Here is a 16,214-nt window from a genome sequence, read left to right as displayed (position 1 = left end):
CTTGTTGATTGAGAGGAATAAGCAGACTCCAGCGAAAATAGCAGAAAGCTAAAGACCCCGTATGTGCTTTGCGGGGAAGAAACTACTTGAAGTTCTAAACCCCACCCATGACATTTATCATGTCCACCCTATGACATGTATGCCTTACATCATGCCTCCATGTATTACATAATGAAATAAGCAAGTACGAGGAGGATTAACTATATGGATAAAAAAACGTCAAAACCTGGCAAATTATCAAGGAAAAATATCTCTCCTTACGAAAAAGCCGATACAAAGAGCAGTATCTTCCAGCTAATGAACACGCTGGTGCCCTTCTTTCTCATTTGGTATCTGGCCTATGAAACCATGCAAATATCTTATCTGATCACGTTTATATTGACTGTTGTGAATGCAGGATTTCTGGTGAGGATCTTCATCATTTTCCATGACTGCTGCCACAACTCTTTTTTCAAAAGCAAAAAGGCGAATGAAGTGCTTGGCATGATCACAGGAGTGATGACACTATTCCCTTTCCATCAATGGAGGCACAGCCATTCTGTCCACCATGCAACAAGCGGCAACCTGAATAAAAGGGGCACCGGTGACATCTGGGTCATGACGGTTGATGAATACCTGGACGCCAGCTTCTGGCAGCGCATGCAGTACCGCGCTTACCGCAATCCGCTTGTGATGTTCGGCCTCGGACCGATTTATGAGTTCCTCATTGCCCAGCGCTTCAACCGCAAGGGAGCACGGCCTAAGGAAAAAATGAACACTTATCTCACAAACATCCTGATTGTCCTTGTGATTGCATTTATGTGCTGGCTGGTAGGCTGGAAGGCCTTCCTTCTTATCCAGGGACCGATTTTCTATATTTCCGGTGCGCTTGGCATCTGGCTGTTTTATGTACAGCATCAGTTCGAAGATTCTTATTTCGAATACGACGAAGAATGGGAATTTGTCAGGGCAGCTGTTGATGGAAGCTCCTTTTATAAGCTTCCGAAACTCCTGCAGTGGCTGACTGGCAATATCGGCTTCCACCATGTCCATCATCTCAGCCCCAGGGTTCCGAACTATTTTCTGGAGGATGCCCATAATAAGGAACCGCTGCTCAATAATGTCCAGACGATCACACTGTCAACTAGTCTGAAGTCGCTGAAATACCGATTATGGAATGAACAGAGCCGCAGCTTTGTTTCTTTCAGGGAAATCCATCACCTGCTGAAAGCACAGAAGAAGAAAAGCGTTTCAGTTTAAAAAGCCAGTTCAAAGGACGGAGCCCGAATATCATGGCTCTGTCCTTTTTTGAAAAGACATTTTTATGTAAAATAAGGATACAAAAGATATTGGAGATGTATAATGAAGAAAAAATTGCTTGTCTTTAACAGCAGCACCGGGATTTCCCCTTATATATGGGCGATTCTAACGATACTGCCTTTCTATTTCATCTTTCAGTCTTCATCAACAGCGGAAATCGTTGCCGGCATCATTTTAACTGTAATCTTTTATTTATTCTTCCGGCTGGCCTTCCTTTCGAGGGGATGGACTGTTTATATCTGGGCCATCGTGCTGATCGGGATCTCAACAGCGATGACAACACTTTTCGGTTATGTGTATTTTTCATTTTTCATTGCTTATTTCATCGGCAATATCACAGGGAAGGCCGCTTTCGCCATTCTTTATATCCTTCACCTGACAGCGGCTTCTGCGGCAATCAACTATCAGTTTGTCCTGCAGGATCCATTATTCGTGAAGCAGATCCCATTTATAATCATCAGCTGGCTCAGCGTCATCCTCCTGCCATTCAGCATCAAAAACCGGAATATGCGGGGCAAGCTGGAGTCGCAGCTGGAAGATGCCAATAAACGGATTTCAGAGCTGGTTAAGATGGAAGAGAGGCAGCGGATAGCCAGGGACCTGCATGATACGCTCGGCCAGAAGCTTTCACTGATCGGGCTTAAGAGCGATCTGGCGGGGAAATTAGTCTATAAAGATCCAGAGCAGGCCCGTTCCGAGCTGAAAGATGTGCAGCAGACAGCCAGGACCGCCCTGAATGAGGTCAGGAAGATGGTCTCGCAGATGAGGGGGATCCGGCTGAAGGAGGAGGTAGTCCTGATTGAACAAATACTCGGGGCTGCAGGGATTTCGTTTGTGCTTAAACAGGAGCGGCAGCTTGTCAATGTTTCACTGTTTGTGGAAAACATCCTCAGCATGTGCCTGAAGGAGGCAGTGAATAATGTGGTGAAGCACTCCAATGCTACCGAGGTTATCGTGGAAATCAGGCAGGCCGATGACGAAACTGCAGTCACAGTCAGTGACAATGGCGTTGGCATTGATCCTGACCGGGACATTGGCAAAGGAAGCGGACTGCTCGGTATCAGGGAGCGTGCTGAATTTGTCAATGGCACTATGGAGGTGTACCAGGACGGGGGAACTACACTGATTGTCCGGGTGCCGAATGTTGTGAAGATCAGACAAAAGGAGGAGCTGCAATGATTCGTATTGTCATAGCAGAAGATCAGCGTATGATGCTTGGTGCACTTGGTTCGCTGCTGAGCCTTGAAGATGATATGGAAGTTGTCGGCAAGGCAGGAAATGGCGAGGAAGCCGTCGCCCTTGTCCATCAGCACCAGCCGGATATCTGCATCATGGATATTGAGATGCCGCTGAAAACGGGACTTGAGGCAGCGGAAGAACTGAAAGGCATCTGCAAGGTCATTATCCTGACTACCTTTGCCAGAACAGGCTATTTTCAATCGGCGATCAAAGCCGGCGTGAGCGGCTACCTGCTCAAAGACAGCCCGAGCGAAGAGCTGGCAGGCAGCATCCGCAGTGTCATGGCTGGCCGCCGCATTTACGCCCCGGAGCTGATGGATGATATGTATGCCGAAGAAAATCCGCTGACCGAAAGAGAAAAAGCAGTACTGGAACTGGTCGCGGACGGAAAGAACACAAATGAAATTGCAGCAGAGCTGTCCATTAAAAGCGGGACTGTCCGCAATTATGTGTCTGCCATTCTGGAAAAGCTTGAAGTACAAAACCGGATAGAAGCGATTACACGGTCCCGTGAAAAGGGATGGTTCAAATAATGAGAAGAGCTGGATGGATTCCAGCTCTTTTTAAGTTTTGAAAAAATTGTAAGCTGGAAAAATTATTGCCGATTCCGGGTAGAAAGAAAGGAGTTTTAGGTAGAATCCTTCAAAGTGCTGGCAGAACTCCTCCATATTCAGGCAGAAAAACTGCAAATATATGCAGAATCATCCTGAATCAGCTGAAGTATATATTCCCACACTGCTAAACTCAGACTGTATATCCTCAATCCAGACAGAGCTTCCCTATTTTTTAAGATTTCTGCGCGTCCTCCCATATTCCCCAGAAAAAATTCCCTATTTTTTGACCCTTTTTACAGTTGTGTTGCGTCTATATTACAAACGGCTTTTTTGGCAGCAAGGAGGGAGCCTTTGAACCCTGACATCGATAGAGATTGGCTGAAGCTTACAAAAGACGAAGCCATAGAATTTGCCATGGACTTGTATGGCGAGAAATTGAAGCGATTTATTTATACATATACGAAAAGCTGGCCGCAGACTGAGGATGTTCTTCAGGATGTATTCCTGAGCGTTTATATGAATCTGGAAAATTTTAAGGGTGAATCGTCCTTTAAGACGTGGATTTTCCGAATTGCCGCAAATAAATGCAAAGATCATCTGCGAAGCTGGCATTACCTCCATCTCCAGTTTACTGACAAACTATTCTGGTTTGACAAAAGGGAGAGATCGGCTGAGGATGAACTGATTGAAAAAGATGGGCAGGACCGCCTGATGGAAAATATCTTAAAATTGCCGGTCAAATACAGGGAGAGCATCCTCCTTTACTATGTAAAGGAATTTTCAATGCTGGAAATTGCGGAGATCCTGAATCTTCATATTGAAACGGTTAAAACAAGGATCAGGAGGGGCCGGGATAAGTTGAAAGTCTTTTATTCTGAAGAAGAAGGGAATGAATTCAGTGGATGACAGGCTGAGAGATTTGAAGCAGCATTTTGATCCCTATATCTCTAAGGACCCGGTTTTTACAGAGAAAGATAAAAGGCTGGTCAGGCAAAAGATTGCCGCAGCAAAGAGAAAAAAAGAGGCACCTTATCCAGCTCTTTTCCCCAAAGCTGCCGCATGGCTCACTGCATGTGTATTCTTTCTGTCTATAGGCGGATTTGCAGGCTATCAGCTGGGACTCCTGCAGACAGAAGGACAGAGTTCAACGCCGCAGGACGCTGTTATAGAAGAGGTCCCCATCGACGCCGGACGGAATATATTTGACCCTGATGAAGCTGAGGCGGGCGATTCTGTAGCGGCAATGATTTTATCGGACCTTAAAAGTGAAGGCAGGCACGGGGCTTTCCAGACAGTATATGCAGAATTCAAGGGAGAGAAGCTTTTAAGCGGCACAGTCCAAAGTTTCGGCAGCTCCTCCGGTTTTCTTGAAGGCCAATTCTATTTTAAGCCTGATGCAGGTACTGACGCTCTCCTGCCGCGTTTTAAGGGAGATACCAGGGAAAGCTGGATTACTTTTGAAAATCAGGAAGAATTCTCAGATAAAATTAAAATGGCCGCGGAAGAAGGCGGGAGAATTCAAGTCGTCATAGACGCCTATACCATCCGCTTTGCCCCTTCGGATTCAAACAATACTGCGAGGATCAAATCAATCGTAAAGAATACACCTGTGATCTCCATAAAACAGGAAGGGGAAACGGTCGTACCTATGGAAAAAGGTAAAGGTAAGGCTTTCATTTCAATGGACAGTACACAGAAGTTCACTGGCGGAATTTCGCTTGAAAGTCTCACTCCCGGCCGCCGGTATACGGTTACACTGAAGTCCTCCGCAAACGCTGGCGTTGTGTTCGGACCGGCTGAAAATATTGATATAGCGGAAGGTTCGATTGAGGACGATATTTATTTCATACCAGATGCTGACGGCAGGCTCGAGGTGTCGATGGAAAATCCTGTCCGCATTCTTGAAGGCGGGGGCGAATACTTTTTGATTGTACAGGCAGAGGGCGAGATGGCTGATATGTCTGTCTCAAGGCCATTTGAGTTCAAAAAATAAAAGGGGGCCTTAAAAGTGGAAGTGGAAAAAGAGAAAAAAAAGATAAAAAACAAACTGCCATTCCGGCTCAATCTGCTTTTCTTCTTTGTTTTCGTATGCTTCAGCCTTCTGATCGTCCGGCTTGGCGTCGTCCAGATCGTTAAAGGGGAGGATTTCGTTAACGAGCTGAACAGGACCGAGAATCATGTCATCAAAGAATCTGTCCCAAGGGGAAAAATCTTTGACAGGGATGGGCGGCTAATTGTCGGCAATGTCGGGCAGAATGCCATTTCCTATATAAAAGATCAAAATACGAAGCAAGAGGACATCAAAAATGTTGCGGAAGAGCTTGCCAAATATATTGAAATGAGCACAGAAAAACTGACGGAAAGGGATCTGAAGGATTTTTGGATCCTGACACATGAAGAAGAGGCAAAGGCGCTGCTGAAAAAGAAAGAGCTGGAAAATGAGAAGCTGACAGACAAAGACCTTTATAAGCTTCAGCTCAAAAGAATTTCTCCGGAAAATCATCTGGCTAAAATGACGCCTCAGGATAAAAAGGTAGCCGCCATCTTCAGGGAAATGGCAAAAGGCTATGCGCTCACACCGCAGATCGTCAAAAATGAAAATGTAACCAGTAAAGAAGCCGCCCTTGTGAGTGAGCATCTTCAGGATATGCCGGGTGTCGATGTTTTCACGGACTGGAAGCGGGAATATCCAAACGGCGATACATTCCGCTCGATACTTGGGAATATCAGTTCAAGCGAAGAAGGCCTTCCTCAGGACCGGCTGGAATATTTCACTTCACGCGGCTATAGTCTGAATGACCGGGTCGGTAAAAGCCAGATCGAATATCAATATGAAGATGTGCTTGCTGGAGAAAAAACGAAAACAGAATACAAAGTGGATAAAAGCGGGAAAGTGAAAGAAGCAGTAGAGATATCAACAGGAAAAAGCGGCAAGGATTTGATCCTGACCATTGATCTTGAGCTGCAGGAGAAGGTGGAGGAAGTCATCGAGCGTGAGCTGAAAGCTGCTAAAGCAAGCGGCGGAGGCAGATTCCTCGACAGTGCCTTCGTTGTCATGACCAATCCTAGGACAGGCGAAGTCCTGGCTATATCAGGCAAGAAGCTTAAATACGAAAACGGCGGCTATAAGGTGGATGACTATGCACTGGGCGCTTTCACTTCATCGTATGAAGTCGGGTCAGCTGTCAAGGGGGCGACTGTCCTTGCCGGCTATGAAATGGGCGTACTTCAGCTCGGCACCAGATTCAAAGATGAGCCCCTTAATTTGTATCAGACACCAGTGAAAAAATCATACAGCCTTGCGCTGGGATCACCTAATGATATTGAAGCACTGAAGAAATCATCGAACGTTTATATGTTTAAAACGGCAATCAGGGCGCTCGGCAAGGAATATACCCCAGGAATGAAGCTGCCGTACGATCCAGGAGCGTTTGAGGAGTTCCGCTATTATTTCAATCAGTTCGGCCTTGGAGTCAAGACAGGGATCGACCTTCCGAACGAATCCAGCGGACTTCCAGGCACCGATTACAGGCCCGGGCTTCTGCTCGACTTATCAATCGGACAATATGATACTTATACAGCTCTTCAGCTGGCACAATATATATCGACGATAGCCAATGACGGGAACCGCATGAAGCTGCAGCTTGTCAGGGAAATCAGGGAACCATCACCTGCAAAAGAGCTTGGCCCTGTCTATAAGGGCTTCGAGCCTGTCACGCTTAACCGCATCGACATGAGCGAGAGGGAAATCCAGCAGGTTCAGGCCGGCTTCAAGAAGGTTTTCCAGGAACAGGGCGGGACTGCAGCAAGCTATTTCAGCGGAAGCCCTTACCGGGAATATGACCTGGCAGGAAAGACCGGCACAGCGCAATCATTTTATTATAGTATGGAAGAGAAAAAGCTGTACAAAGATACTCCAACCTATAATCTCACACTGGCGGGCTATTCGCCTTCACGTGATCCGGAAGTTGCTTTCTCGATCGTTGTGCCTTATGTGTCTTCTGATAAAAACTCTATCAATAAAAAAATCGGCCAGGGCATCATGAAGGCCTATTATGACCTGAAAAAAGGAAAAATAGCTGAGGACAGCGAATAAAATGGAAAAGGCGAAGGAAAGGGGCCATGTATGGGCCCCTTTTTCCATGGCTGAACAATCAAATGAATCTGGAAAAGAAAATAAAGGAGGATTTAAAAATGAAAGTCAGAGAGCTTAAGAGCTTGGGTGAAAAAGAACTGAAACAGCTGTCCGTGCTGCTGGCTGATGCAGTCAACAGCGGAGCGTCGATTGGATTTCTGCCTCCGATGGATGAAGCAGCCGCCCTTTCCTACTGGAAGGAACTCCAGCTGAAAGAGACTGCCCTATTGATAGCAGAAGAAGAAGGAATGATAGCAGGGTCTGTCCAGCTACAATTTTGCACAAAGGAAAATGGCACCCACCGTGCTGAAATAGGCAAGCTGATGACCCATACAAACTTCCGCCGCAAAGGAATTGGCCGCAGGCTGATGGAAGCTGCAGAGAAAAGGGCAATGGATGACGGAGTTTCGCTGATTGTACTCGATACGAGGGAAGGAGATCCTTCCAACCTTCTTTACCGTTCCCTGGGTTATACAGAATCAGGCATGATTCCCTGCTATGCCCGCTCGGAAGACGGCAGCCTCCATACAACCGTCTTTTATTACAAACTTCTATCATAGTATCCTGCTATATTGGGAAACTGCCAGGTTTTACTCCCCGCTGCTGGAAGAAAAATGTTAGAATATCCAATAGATTGACAAATTTTTCATCCAGGAGAGGCATCACCGCAATCCGGATATTTATCTGGGGTCCTCTCCATTCATTTAGGAGGCTGAAATATGAATTCACAATTAAACAAGCCAAAAGGCATCGGCCAGATCCTTGATCTTACCTTCAGCCTGGCCAGGAATAAATTTGGTTCCTTTACAGCCATCTTTCTCATTCTGGTAGGGCCGGTCTATCTTCTCCAGGCACTGTTCAGCCTGGCAGCGGGACAGAGTTTTTTCAGGGACATAAATGCCGGGGGAAGCTGGTTTGAACAGATTGCCGCAAGCTTTGAAACTGATACCGCAGGTACAGATATTTACGCACCGGGTTCGCTTTTTGCCGATCTGGGCCTGGTTTTTGCCGGCCTGCTGTCAGCTTTGATGATCCCTTTGGCAGGGGCGGCGGTCCTTATAGCGGTAGATCAGGTGAGAAAAGGAATGGAATTCACCCCGGGAATGGTGATCAAGAAGGCTTTCAGGCGGTTTTGGCCGATTCTGGGAACAAGCATCCTTTTTAGCATCATCACATTCGCCATCATCATTCTGCCAATTGTATTTATATCCATCACGGGTATATTCGGGTCAATGGTCCATCCTGTGATAGGCATTATTTTTGCCGGGCTGTTTTTACTCGCTTTTGCCGTTGGAGTAGGCTACCTTCTGACAAGGTGGAGCTTTTATTTTGGATATACCGTTCTGGAAAAAAAAGCACCGGGTTTCTCCGAAAGCTGGACATTGACCCAGGGGCGCTCCTGGCATATGCTCCTTATTTATGCCCTGCTGTTTTTGATCATCGGAATCGTATCTTTTGCGATCGAGATGACGGCCGGCCTTCTCCTTGGAGGCAGTGTACTGTTTGATATCATCTTGAATCTGGCAACCCTTGTCACAACATGTTTGTATTATATCGGATTTTCTGTGATGTATTTCGACCTGAAAGGAAGGCAGGGCGGCGATGATCTTAACAGCATGATAGAGGACTACAGCAGGGTGCAGTAGGATGAAGGCTGAGAATACCGGCAAGAGGTGGAGACAATGAAGGATGCTGAACAAGCAAGAAAAGAACTGTCTGAGATATTGGAAGACAGGGAATATACTGTCTATCAGAATCAAGGGGAGAGCTTTCTTGAGAAGCTGAGGGAAAAATTCTTCACGTGGCTTGAAGAGCTGTTCCCGCAGATAGAGTTTTCCAGCGGCTCTTCAGGCGCCTTTCCGTTCATCATGATTCTGGCGGGAGTCCTATTCATTGGAATAGTCGTGTTTGCGGCAGCAAGGGCTGCCAAAAGGCAAAAGATCCTGCAGGAGCAACAGCCTCTTGACAGGGCCGCTGAAATCAGCTGGTCCTATAAGAAGCATCTTGAAGAAGCCGGAAAGCATGAGGAATCCGGGGACTTGACAAAAGGAGCACGCCATATTTTCCTGGCCCTTCTGCTCTGGTTCAATGAATACGGGTGGCTGAATGCGAAAATATGGAAAACGAACTGGGATTATTATGAGGAGCTTAAAAGAACCGACACTAAAACGGCTGAGGTTTTCTACTCACTTTCAGCACTTTTCGACAGGGCTGCCTATGGGGGTCAAAGCATAAAAGCCAGTGAGTTTCAGCAATTCAAGAGAGAAGCATTGAGACTTATGGACAATAGTGCAAACCTGCAGGAAGGGAGGGATCCGGAAGTTGCGGAATCAGCTGATTAAGAAGGCTTTTTACTGGATAGTTCCGCTGCTGCTGTTTATTATGGCCAGCTTTTTCCTGGCCGGCGATGCCCCAGCCAGCTATCCTCCCTATCTTGCCAAATCCCCTTCGCCGACAGGCATTAAGGGACTGTATACATATTTGGAGCAAAACCGCTCCAGCATCAGAAAATGGAGCAGGGAGCCCGGTCTGCTCCCGAACTCTGAAGAACCCATCCTCCTGGTCATGGCAGAGCCCAGCTTTGTCCCTGACCGGGAGGAGATGGCAGCTTATACGGAATTTTTGGAGAATGGCCATACAATTCTGCTATTCAAGGAAAATCCGGCACCGATGTTCGGGATAAAAACAGAGCAATTGGCAGCTGAAGGGGATAACGCCGTGAAGGTTGCTGATAAAGACGGGAAGGTGCACAGTGCAGCCATACACTCTGCATTCCGGATCACAGAAGAACGTGGAGATGAAATTCTGCTTTCAGATGAACTGGGTGCGGTAGCGGTCAAAAGGCCCGTCGGCAAAGGCAGCCTGATTGCCGTCAATTCCCCTTCCTGGCTCACTAATGGAATGGTCCTGGATGAAAACCATTTAGAGCTCATCCTGGCATTATTGGACGAATCAGCCTCACAGGATATATTCATAGATGAATTTTTGCATGGGCAGGAATCTTCTTCCGGGGCCGGGGCTTATCCGCAATGGTTCCTCGTGATTCTTGTACAGGGAGCCCTGCTTGCTATATTATGGGCCTTCTATAAAGGCAAAAGGTTTGGCCCTGTCGACTGGCCGAGGGAGGAAACGGTCCGTTTTACAGATGAAAAGATTTCAGCCTTGTCTGCATGGCATTTAAGGGGAAGGCGCTACCAGGATTCGCTTAGAATCCAGTCGGAATATACAAAAGAGCTGCTCCAGGAAAAATGGGGCATCCCGTTCAGCCGCGACTGGGAAGAAGCCGGGGTTTCCATCCTGGCAAAAGCATCTTCTTTGACTCAAGAAGAGGTAGAGTCACTCACTAAGGGGATATCTTCTGTATTGAAAGAAGAGAATTTGCATAAAAAAGATTATTTGCTCTGGTCTGCAAAACTGGATCATTTAAGGAAAGAGGTGGAGAACAGATGAAACAAGATACATCTTCACTGCTCCAGCAGTATGAAGAACGAATAAAAGGACAGGGGCTGAACCTGAGGCTGCTGCTTGCCGCAATCCTCTCAGGGGGCCATGTATTGATAGAAGGGGTGCCTGGCACCGGAAAGACCCAGATGGTCAAGACACTGGCCGGGCTTCTCGGCGGTGAGTTCAGCCGGATCCAGTTCACACCCGACCTCCTCCCGAGCGATATAACCGGAAGTATGATTTATAACATGAAGGAAAGCTCCTTCCAAACCCTGAAAGGGCCGGTTTTTACAAATGTCCTGCTCGCTGATGAAATCAACAGGACACCTGCGAAAACACAGGCTGCGCTTTTGGAAGCAATGGAAGAGAAGCAGGTGACGATTCAGGGGGAAACTTATCAGCTCCCGGAAGCATTTTTTGTTGCGGCAACCCAGAACCCGATAGAATTTGAAGGGACGTATCCTTTGCCTGAGGCCCAGCAGGACCGCTTCCTTTTCAAACTGATCATTGGTTTTCCTGAATTTGATGAGGAAAAGCTTGTGCTTCAGTCTGTGCTGGAAGGACGGATGGAAGCCGGGTCGATCATGCAGGCACTTTCACTCGAGGACTTTCTGTCCATACGGAAAAATATCGAGAGGGTGGCTTTAAGCCAGGATATTCTGGATTATGTCATAAGGATTGTCAGAAAGACGAGGGAAGCAGAGTCCATCCGGTTCGGCGCCAGTACAAGGGCGGCCATTTCCATCGGAAAAGCAGGTAGGGCATGGGCTTATCTTGCTGGCCGCGATTATGTTACCCCTGATGACATCAAGATGGTTTCCAAGCCTGCTTTAAGGCATAGGATCCAATTATCCCCAAATGCAGAATTGGAGGGAAGGACTGTTGACCAGACAATCGATGAGCTTGTGGGATCGGTTCCTGTTCCGAGATAGAGGCATACTTCCCGGAAAGCGGCTCCTCATCGGCATGTTTATTCTTTCACTGGCCCTGGCTGCTGCGGCAGCAATCTGGGGAGTGCCGTGGAAACTGGCAGCAGGACTCAATATCGGCTTTCTGCTGCTTTCCTTTGCCGACCTGGCTTTTTTGCCTAAGAGTTCTCAGATCAGGCTGAAACGGAGAGTCCCGGAAGAGATGGAAAGAGGGCTTCCTGCCGATGTTGGCATTGAAATAGAAAACCATTCCCGGCTGCCTTTAACGTTGCGGATCATTGATGATCTCTCCGACTCCTTTGCCAGGCCATTTCCGCTTAAAAGAAAGCTCGCAGGAAACACGAGGGGGACAGTCCAATATGAAACCGCAGCCAGTATAAGGGGGCATTATACGCTGAACAGGATCTATATCCGCTGCAGCAGCTTCCTTGGCCTATGGGAAAAGCAGATGGTGAAAGAAGCCGAAAGCCAGGTCAAAGTGATTCCTGATTTGACCGAAACCCGGCGCTATCTTGAGAATGCTCAGTCCTATTTGCTTTATGAAGGAGAAAAAATCCGGAGGCAGCAGAGCGGAGCCGGGGAATTTTCAAAAATACGGGCATACGCGCCAGGAGATGATCCCCGTAAAATCAATTGGAGGCAGACGGCCAAGCTTCAGGAGGTCATGGCCAATGTCCATGAGCCGGAGCACGGAAAATATGTCACCATTATGATTGACTGCGGCAGAATCATGGGTGCGGAGCTGGAAACGGGCAACAGGCTTGAAAAGGCGCTGGAAGCGGCAATGACTACCGCAGCCGCGGCGCTCAAAAACGGTGATTATGTTTCCGTCCTTGCTTTTTCAAAAGACATTCAATCGTATGTCCCGCCTTCAAAAGGGATGCAGCACTTAAACTTCATCCTGAAATCTTTGTATTCGATACAGGCGGATGCTGCAGAATCCAATTATAGCGGTGCCTTTCAATATTTGCAGTCTGTCCAGAACAAAAGGAGCTTATTGCTTCTCTTTTCTGATGTAAGGACTTTCACCCTGGAGGAAGGTGCGCTTGTTTATCTAAAAAGGATCCGGCAGCGGCACCTGTTCTTTATGCTCGGAATCGAAGACAATATCCTTTCAGCCCGGGCCAAAGATCGGCCGGACACTATAAAAAGCGCCATGCTAAAAAGCATGGCGCAGCAGCAGATCCTTTTTGCAAAGCGGGAAAAGCTGAGATGGGAAAAACAAGGCCTGCAAATGGCGGAAGCGCCTGAAGGAAGTCTCGCAGCAGCTGCTGTGTCCCATTATATCAATGTGTTGAATCGGGGGCTTCTTTAATTTCCGCCATTTACATGGAGAGATTTTGTTTATCTCACCGGCACTCAGTGAGCTGTCGGGAGCGCGAAACTGTTTTTTAGAGCATCCATAGCATATACCCCTGCAAATATTTATGGAGCTTGCAGGGGATGAACCAGGCGTTTTCGCTTTTGATCCAGGAGCCAGCCTGACCAGGCATAAAACAGCAGTCCAAGGACCGTCAGGAAGGCAGCCATATACTTCATTTCCAGCGGGAGCGGGGAAGGGGTGATAAACCCCTCGATCAATCCGGCGATGATGAAGAGCGGAATAGTTCCCAGTAGCAGCTGAACCGACCTTTTTGCCTTGGTTTTCAGCTGATAGCCCCGGGAGTATCTGCCCGGGACCAGAAGCTTATATCCCATAAGCAGGCCGGCTCCGCCCGCGATGAATATCGCGGTAAGCTCTATCATCCCATGGGGGACAATATAGGCCCAGAATTCATAAGATTTTCCGTGAGACCAAAACAGGCCGGCAATGGCGCCTACAATGATGCCATTATAAATCATAAGATAAACGGTCAAAATCCCAAAGGTGATACCGCCGGCAAATGCGAGGATTGCGACACGGATATTATTGGTCATGATGCTTGCTGACATGACCGCAGAATCGACCGCACCTTCATTCTCGCCGAGCCTCTGGGGATCAATTGCCCCGGACATCTCGGCCGGGAGAATCGAATGGATTGAAAGCGGATCATGGATCACAGCAAAGAAACTCCCCAAACCGCCCAATGTGAAAAGGAGCATGCTGGCAACGACAAATTTCCATTGCTCGAACAATAGCCGCACAAACTTGATCTGGAAGAAATCTTTCAGCTGGGCCATACTGGAGGATTGGCTTTTATATAAAAGATTATGCGCCTTTGCGACAAGATCATTTAAATAAAAAGTCACTTCTTCGTCTGGAAAGAAAGTCCGGGAGAATGAAAGATTCTGTGCTGCTTTCTGATACAGCCTGTCAAACCGGGCCAAATCAGTTCCTGCGGCTTTTCGTCTTTTCATCCTGGCGAGCAGCTCCTCGAGCTCCTGCCAGTTTTCCCGATGCTGCTTGATGAACTGTTTACTATTCAATCTAATCACCTGCCTGTAACCATAAAAGTTGTATCTCCATTATAAATCATAGGGAGAGTGAGATACAGGCAAAACTTCCAGGAAATGGGGTGCATCATGCAAACAGAAACAATTCTTATCAAAACACCTGAATTTGTATCGCTTCAATTCCAGCCTGCCGGACTTGGCAGCAGGGCCGGGGCCCTCATCATCGATCAGCTGATCCTTATGGTATTCAATCTGGCGAGCATTCTTTTATTTGCTTTTTATGCTTCCAGTGCCGCAGCATTCTTTCTTGATGATACTTTTCTTTCATGGCCGTTCGCCATTATGCTAATTTGCCTTTTTCTGGTCAACTGGGGATATTTTTTTGCATTGGAATATTTTTGGGCAGGAAGGACACTGGGGAAAAAGATCATGGGAATAAGGGTCATTCAGGATAACGGCCAGAGCATCACATTGCTCTCAAGCTTTATCCGAAATCTCCTCCGCATCATAGACTCCCTGCCGGTGTACTATCTGCTTGGCATTCTGATGGTATTTTTTCATTCCAGGCATAAACGGGTCGGCGATCTGGCTGCCGGGACAGTGGTCGTGCATGAACGGAAAAAGAAGAAGCCGGGTAAAATGACCGGGATTGAAAAAGAAATCCAGGAAAGAGGCCTGAAAAAGGAAGATATATATATGGACGAGTGGACTGTCAGGAAGATTGGCGCCGAGGAGTGGAAGCTTTTAAAGACCTATAGTGAGAGGCTGCTCCAGCTCCCTATAGGCAAAAGAGAAGAGCTCACAAAAAAACTTTCTTATTCACTCCTGCCAAAGCTCGATATCGATCCGGAACGAAAGTCATTCAGGCAGCTGGAAGACATCCTGCTGGTTCTTTATTTAATCGGGAAAGAGGAGTGGGAATTTGAGAATCAGATAAAATGAGCATATTTTCCTAATTAAAAAAATTATTAGAAAACTTTTCGTTAACTCGTTGACAAATCATATGGGTATGGTAGGATTAATTTCAATAAAATAAATCAGAGCAAACGCTCCTGATTATATCACTTATCTAGAGTGGCTGAGGGACTGGCCCATCGAAGCCCGGCAACCTGCTAAAAGCAAGGTGCCAATTCCAGCAAAATGTCCAGCATTTTGGGAGATAAGGTGCAAGTATGCGAAATGCGCCTTTTCCTGTTGGAAAAGGCGTTTTCTTTTTCCTCCTTGTCCCCATCCCAGCCATTCAAAAAGGAGGCGAGCCGATCTGAAGCATGCTGATTGGGAGGAAGTGGCCGCACATCTGCAAAGGATGCTGCAGTCTGTAAAGTTTGGAAGCATCACACTTGTGGTGCAGGATGGCAAGGTCATTCAAATTGAGAAGAATGAAAAGGTTCGCCTTCAATCTAATAAAGCGCGCTGACTAGACAAACTAGAGGCGGTCTTTTTCCCAAAAGCGGGAGGAAGGCTGCCTTTTTTCTTGTTAAAAATCAGTCAAAAAACAGAAGGCACCATGAAAGGAGCACTGAAATGAGCACCACCGTAACATACACCAGCTGGGAACCGCCATCATTCCCTGAAAACGATGGATTCAAAGGAGCACAAAAAGTGCTGGAATGGGCCTATAGCCATTACAGCCCGCAAGATATCAGCTACGCCTCAAGCTTCGGGGCTGAGGCGATTGTACTGATTGATCTTATCACAGGGATAAAGCCTGATGCCCATATTATTTTCCTGGATACCGGGCTCCATTTTCCGGAAACCTATGAGGTCATTGAAAGGGTGCAGGAGCGTTTTCCGGAGCTGAATATTGAAAGGAAGCTTCCTTCCCTTTCTTTGGATGACCAGCGTGAAGCCTATGGACCGGCACTGTGGAAAAGAGAGCCGGACCGCTGCTGCAGCATACGGAAGATCATTCCGCTCCAGGAAGCCATGAAAGACAAAATCGCCTGGATTTCCGGGCTGAGGAGGGATCAGTCTGCATCCAGGGCTGGGGCGCAATTTTTAAACAAGGACAGCAAATTTCAAAATGTAAAAATCTGCCCTCTTATTCACTGGACTTGGGAGGAAGTTTGGGAGCATATCCGTAAAAAAGATCTCCCATATAATACCCTCCATGACAATGGGTATCCAAGCATTGGATGCTTTCCCTGTACAAGGGCTGCAGGAGTTGGCGGGGACAGCAGGGCAGGCAGGTGGGCTGGGACCGGCAAGACGGAATGCGGCCTGCATTCCGGGTGAAAGGGG

The 16,214-nt window shown here is 47.3% G+C and carries 16 protein-coding genes and 1 riboswitch; of the genes, 15 read left to right on the top strand and 1 reads right to left on the bottom strand.

Annotated elements, in window-relative coordinates; translation table 11 throughout:
• The first annotated feature begins 204 nt into the window (after window positions 1-204).
• The 12 genes from desA to RBB45_RS04240 all read left to right on the top strand — a co-directional run bounded on the left by desA (window position 205) and on the right by RBB45_RS04240 (window position 12,915).
• Entirely contained in the window at window positions 205-1,239 is a 1,035-nt protein-coding gene (desA, locus tag RBB45_RS04295; protein WP_009793582.1) for a Delta(5) desaturase DesA, read from the top strand.
• 102 nt (window positions 1,240-1,341) lie between these two features.
• Window positions 1,342-2,478, top strand: a complete 1,137-nt coding sequence (locus tag RBB45_RS04290) for a sensor histidine kinase (RefSeq protein WP_009793583.1) — start codon at window positions 1,342-1,344, stop codon at window positions 2,476-2,478.
• The gene (locus RBB45_RS04285) at window positions 2,475-3,071 is read left to right on the top strand and encodes a response regulator transcription factor (RefSeq protein WP_009793584.1); all 597 of its coding nucleotides are present in this window, start codon (window positions 2,475-2,477) and stop codon (window positions 3,069-3,071) included. The genes RBB45_RS04290 and RBB45_RS04285 overlap by 4 nt, the downstream gene beginning before the upstream one ends.
• A 372-nt stretch (window positions 3,072-3,443) precedes the next feature.
• Window positions 3,444-3,998, top strand: a complete 555-nt coding sequence (locus tag RBB45_RS04280) for a sigma-70 family RNA polymerase sigma factor (RefSeq protein WP_248137586.1) — start codon at window positions 3,444-3,446, stop codon at window positions 3,996-3,998.
• Entirely contained in the window at window positions 3,982-5,085 is a 1,104-nt protein-coding gene (locus RBB45_RS04275) for a hypothetical protein (RefSeq protein ID WP_306009135.1), read from the top strand. Before RBB45_RS04280 ends, RBB45_RS04275 begins: the two co-directional genes overlap by 17 nt.
• A 15-nt stretch (window positions 5,086-5,100) precedes the next feature.
• Window positions 5,101-7,188, top strand: a complete 2,088-nt coding sequence (locus RBB45_RS04270; RefSeq protein ID WP_009793588.1) for a peptidoglycan D,D-transpeptidase FtsI family protein — start codon at window positions 5,101-5,103, stop codon at window positions 7,186-7,188.
• 98 nt (window positions 7,189-7,286) lie between these two features.
• On the top strand, window positions 7,287-7,787 hold the full coding sequence (locus RBB45_RS04265; protein ID WP_022543916.1) for a GNAT family N-acetyltransferase: 501 nt from the start codon (window positions 7,287-7,289) through the stop codon (window positions 7,785-7,787).
• A 159-nt stretch (window positions 7,788-7,946) separates the two neighbouring features.
• Window positions 7,947-8,873 (top strand): hypothetical protein, encoded by a 927-nt coding sequence (locus RBB45_RS04260; RefSeq protein ID WP_009793590.1) that lies wholly within the window; start codon window positions 7,947-7,949, stop codon window positions 8,871-8,873.
• Window positions 8,874-8,909: 36 nt separating this feature from the next.
• Window positions 8,910-9,569 carry a DUF4129 domain-containing protein gene (locus RBB45_RS04255; protein ID WP_009793591.1) on the top strand — a complete coding sequence of 220 codons (660 nt, stop codon included), beginning with the start codon at window positions 8,910-8,912 and terminating at the stop codon, window positions 9,567-9,569.
• The gene (locus tag RBB45_RS04250; protein ID WP_009793592.1) at window positions 9,550-10,677 is read left to right on the top strand and encodes a DUF4350 domain-containing protein; all 1,128 of its coding nucleotides are present in this window, start codon (window positions 9,550-9,552) and stop codon (window positions 10,675-10,677) included. The genes RBB45_RS04255 and RBB45_RS04250 overlap by 20 nt, the downstream gene beginning before the upstream one ends.
• Complete coding sequence (locus RBB45_RS04245) at window positions 10,674-11,603, top strand: AAA family ATPase (RefSeq protein WP_009793593.1); 930 nt, start codon at window positions 10,674-10,676, stop codon at window positions 11,601-11,603. Before RBB45_RS04250 ends, RBB45_RS04245 begins: the two co-directional genes overlap by 4 nt.
• Before the next feature lie 34 nt (window positions 11,604-11,637).
• Window positions 11,638-12,915: a DUF58 domain-containing protein gene (locus RBB45_RS04240; RefSeq protein ID WP_306009271.1), complete on the top strand. Its 1,278-nt coding sequence runs from the start codon at window positions 11,638-11,640 to the stop codon at window positions 12,913-12,915.
• Window positions 12,916-13,025: 110 nt separating this feature from the next.
• On the opposite strand, the gene RBB45_RS04235 is transcribed toward RBB45_RS04240, so the two are convergent.
• On the bottom strand, window positions 13,026-14,006 hold the full coding sequence (locus RBB45_RS04235) for a stage II sporulation protein M (RefSeq protein ID WP_009793595.1): 981 nt from the start codon (window positions 14,004-14,006) through the stop codon (window positions 13,026-13,028).
• Between the two features lie 96 nt (window positions 14,007-14,102).
• Between RBB45_RS04235 and RBB45_RS04230 the strand changes: the two genes are divergently transcribed.
• The 3 genes from RBB45_RS04230 (at window position 14,103) to RBB45_RS04220 (ending at window position 16,208) form a co-directional block, all read left to right on the top strand.
• Window positions 14,103-14,915, top strand: coding sequence for an RDD family protein (locus tag RBB45_RS04230; RefSeq protein WP_306009134.1), 813 nt, complete (start codon window positions 14,103-14,105; stop codon window positions 14,913-14,915).
• A gap of 120 nt (window positions 14,916-15,035) precedes the next feature.
• Window positions 15,036-15,139: riboswitch (SAM riboswitch) on the top strand.
• 119 nt (window positions 15,140-15,258) lie between these two features.
• Entirely contained in the window at window positions 15,259-15,390 is a 132-nt protein-coding gene (locus RBB45_RS04225; protein WP_009793599.1) for a YezD family protein, read from the top strand.
• A 107-nt stretch (window positions 15,391-15,497) separates the two neighbouring features.
• Window positions 15,498-16,208: a phosphoadenylyl-sulfate reductase gene (locus RBB45_RS04220; protein WP_094767547.1), complete on the top strand. Its 711-nt coding sequence runs from the start codon at window positions 15,498-15,500 to the stop codon at window positions 16,206-16,208.
• The last annotated feature ends 6 nt before the right edge of the window (window positions 16,209-16,214 follow it).

This window comes from Bacillus sp. MMSF_3328 (assembly GCF_030733525.1).
GTDB lineage: Bacteria > Bacillota > Bacilli > Bacillales > Cytobacillaceae > Bacillus_AB > Bacillus_AB infantis.
This window is presented reverse-complemented; position numbering and strand designations above follow the sequence as displayed.